This window comes from Moorena sp. SIO4A1, from assembly GCF_010672065.1.
Taxonomy (GTDB): Bacteria; Cyanobacteriota; Cyanobacteriia; order Cyanobacteriales; family Coleofasciculaceae; genus Moorena.
In genome coordinates, this window is the sequence record NZ_JAAHHX010000216.1 from 1 (window position 1) to 3,006 (window position 3,006).

General features: G+C 43.3%; 3 protein-coding genes and 1 pseudogene. 3 read left to right on the forward strand and 1 reads right to left on the reverse strand.

The window, feature by feature from the left end; all coding sequences use genetic code 11:
* The 3 genes and pseudogenes from F6K53_RS36370 to F6K53_RS36380 all read left to right on the forward strand — a co-directional run.
* Positions 1-644 (forward strand): annotated as a pseudogene (locus F6K53_RS36370) (hypothetical protein); the annotation flags it as partial.
* A gap of 94 nt (positions 645-738) precedes the next feature.
* Positions 739-993 carry a hypothetical protein gene (locus tag F6K53_RS36375; RefSeq protein WP_293084310.1) on the forward strand — a complete coding sequence of 85 codons (255 nt, stop codon included), beginning with the start codon at positions 739-741 and terminating at the stop codon, positions 991-993.
* 592 nt (positions 994-1,585) lie between these two features.
* A complete protein-coding gene (locus F6K53_RS36380) occupies positions 1,586-1,993 on the forward strand; it encodes a hypothetical protein (protein ID WP_293084313.1) in 408 nt (135 codons plus the stop codon).
* Positions 1,994-2,703: 710 nt separating this feature from the next.
* Here F6K53_RS36380 and F6K53_RS36385 read toward each other — a convergent pair.
* Positions 2,704-3,006 (reverse strand): Hpt domain-containing protein (locus tag F6K53_RS36385; protein ID WP_293084316.1); only part of this gene is annotated, 303 nt, incomplete at its 5' end.

Genomic DNA, 3,006 nt, shown 5'->3' on the forward strand with positions numbered 1-3,006 from the left:
TCTCTCGCATTGTGTGTTTATGGGACACAGAAACCGGTCAACCTCTCAATATATTTGTTGGTCATACACACATAGTCTCTGAGATCGCTTTTAGCCCAGATGGCAAACAGATTATCAGTGGCAGTCATGACAACACTGTGCGGTTGTGGATAGGTTTAGATGAGCAAAATTTGTTAAAAGAGGGATGTGATAAGTTACAATTTCATCCTGACCTCGTTACGCCTCAAAAAAATAATCAAGATAATAAAGCAGGAGAAGCCTGTCTCAAGTATGCCGATTGGGAAGATAAAACCAAAGCCGAATTTATGGTGAGACAAGGTCGAGCTATTTCACAACAAGAGCCAAATCTCAAGAATGCTGTTAAAAAATTTAAAGAAGCGCAAAAACTCAATCCTGACATCGACCTGAATCCAGATACAGAGGTAATAGACAAAGATCCAACAACAGTAGCGCACTTGTTAGCCGCACAAGCTAAAGTGAGTCAGGGAGGAAAACTAGCAAGAAAGGGGAAAATAAAAGAGGCTATTTCTACCTATCAAGAAGCGCAAAAACTCAATCCTGACATCGACCTCAATCCAAATACAAGGGAAATAGATAAAGAACCAAAAACAGTAGCGCAACAGTTAGCCCCAGACTCGAAATAATCAATTCACAGTCTTTTTAAGGCAAGTAACTGGGGTTACCGGAACTTAAAGATTTTTCCAAATTCTGATCGAATGAAAATGAGGTAAATGGGTGGTGCGATGCGATTCTCCTACAGAGACGCTACGCGATGAAGCGTTTCGGCAAAGCCGACGCTACGCGAACGCGAAGCGTGGCCAAAGGCCTCAGCTTCCGCTAAAAGCGATCGCTGACCAGCCAGTTAGACTACCTAAAATTTCATTAGATAAAAATAAAATAATATTATCAAGAACTTCTACCCACGTGACTAGTGTGATCAGGAGCATTATAAATGATAATAATCAGGAATTAATCAGGAAACTCTTGAGATAATAAGGTTAATACATATTTATTTTTATAGCAATTCTACGACTTGTGAGGTAATTTCTGGTTTTTAGGGAGCAGGGACTTCGGAGCAGGGACTTCGGAGCAGAGAAGAGGAAAGAGGAACCCACCCCTAGGGCGTGTTTTCAAAGTTTTCCGCAAGATTATGTACCCCCCCAGCCCCCCTTAAAAAAGGGGGGAGCCATACTCGCTCGTCCCCCTTTTTTAAGGGGGATAATGGGGGATCTCCGAGTTTGAACCCACCCCTAACCCCTCCCAGGAGGGGAAGTGAGGGAAGAGGGAAAAAATAATGTGTACCTCATAGCTACGATAAACGCTATAACTGCTCCCTTAAAACAAAAAAACTATGTCTTACTCTATGCTTAATTTGCTATTAGCTAAATCTGTTACCATCCTAACTATTTAATTGTAACTAATTATTACAATTTTCGTAAATTATCCAGATTTTTTTGATTTTTTACTTGACAACAATCCAAGGAAATAGTTATACTATAAACATCCCAAAAAAAGCCGCGCTTTCCGGACACCAACCACGAAGCGCGGCTCTATCCCAAACTACAGTTTAGGTAACTCTATCATAATGGCAAAGAAACGATTTATACATCATCCCATCGATTATCGTGAAGCAATGGAGGGTCTTGAGCAGCTTGGACAACACAGGGAGCCAAGGGAGGAAAATTCCTATCCCTGTCCCATCACGGAACGAGAGCAAATTCTAATCCGACTGTATAGTTATTGTCAATTGGGCATGACACCGCAACGGTTCTACCAGAAGTGGGACGTAACTCACGAAGATATAGCTTTGATCTGCTCCTGTTCCGTTCACACTGTTAATGGCTGGTTTAACACTAGTCGTCGCTGTTACCCTCCCACTGCTGGTCACTTGCGCCATCTGGCGATTATGGATTTTTTATTGGAGGATTTTGAGACAATTCCGAGGGAATTATTGGATCGATTGTGTTTGAAGGAGGACAGAATGGTGAATTAAGAATTGAGAGGATATCTCCCAAGTTTTTTGATACTGAATTTTGCCCCCCTAGGGCGTGTCTTCAAAGTTTTCCGCAAGATTATGATCCCCCCCAGCCCCCCTTAAAAAAGGGGGGAGCCATACTCAAAGTCGGGTGCATCTCCTAAAAGTTGTTTGACAAGGTGGTGCGTTACGGGGCGGGCTGTCTAAACCCTGACTACGAGGCGAAAATAAGGCCCCCCCTAACACACCCTACGCAACTTTTTTACAAATATGAGATGCACCCTCAAAGTCCCCCTTTTTTAAGGGGGATTTAGGGGGATCTCCGAGTTTGAAAACACGCCCTAGTCCCCCAACTTTGGGGGAAGAGTCAATTTGCTTCTAAAAGTCCCCCGTCGGGGGATTTAGCTCACAGGGGTAGGTTTTTTACATTTGGGTAAAATATGGGACGACCGAGAGGGAGAGAAAAAGGAAAACAACGAAGAAATGATGATTGTTAACGACAAATTAAGTATATTTTCTTATCCCCCACACCCCACACCCCACCCCCTACACCCCACACCTGAGGTCAAAGTAAAAAACCTACCCTTATGAGGGGGGATTTAGGGGGCTTGGATGTAGCAAATGAGACTTTTCAGACAACCCCTAAGGATAACTTCCTGCCTGAAGTCGCACTCTTTCAAGGCGGTTGAGAATGCGATTAGCCAATTCTGTTGCCTAGTTATATTTTCCTAGGTTAGTTCATCGCGCAGAGCCGTTAAAAGTACTTGAAAGTGGAAGATTTGTTCAGCACCCAAATCAGTATCCCCTTGCAAGATACCTTCAAGTTCCCGGGCTAAGCGCGACCCTTCTGAGAAACCAAAAATACCCAAGTTTCCAGCTAAACTATGAGCTGCCAACCTCCCTTGTTCTTGATGGGAAAAATTCAGAGACCCTTCTGAGAAAACCCTAGGGACTTGCTCTAAAATAGCCAATTGATTACGGCTCTTTTCCCGGTACTTTTCCAAGCTGCAGCCATCGCTTTTAGGTGTTTT